Here is a 505-nt window from a genome sequence, read left to right as displayed (position 1 = left end):
CGCCCACCCCGATCATGCACTGGCTCAACACACTGGACACCGGCAACGGCGCCACCGACCAGTTCAACCAAACCGTGGTCCTGCAAGCCCCCACCACCACCACCGAAACCGACATCATCGAGCTACTGCAAGCCCTACTCGACCACCACGGCATGCTGCGCGCCCACACCAACCCCAACACCTGGACACTGACCGTGCCCCAACCCGGCACCATCGCCGCCGCCGACTGCCTCCACACCGCCACCACCCTCGACAACCACACCCTCACCACCGCACGCGCACAACTCAACCCCGCCACCGGCCACATGCTGCGCGCCCTCTGGATCCCGACCACCAAACAACTCGCCCTGATCATCCACCACCTCGCCATCGACGGCGTCTCCTGGCGCATCATCGCCGAAGACCTCAACATCGCCTGGACCCAACACCACGCCGACCAACCCATCCAACTCCCACCCACCACCACCTCCTTCCCCCGCTGGGCCGAACTCCTCCACCAGAGCGC

General features: G+C 65.9%; 1 protein-coding gene. It reads left to right on the top strand.

Annotated elements, in window-relative coordinates; all coding sequences use genetic code 11:
• Positions 1-505 (top strand): condensation domain-containing protein (locus A5740_RS11735; protein ID WP_254849150.1); only part of this gene is annotated, 505 nt, incomplete at both ends.

The organism is Mycobacterium sp. GA-1841 (assembly GCF_001954135.1).
Classification (GTDB): domain Bacteria; phylum Actinomycetota; class Actinomycetes; order Mycobacteriales; family Mycobacteriaceae; genus Mycobacterium.
Note: the sequence above shows the minus strand (reverse complement) of the source record. Positions and strands in the feature narration are given on the sequence as shown.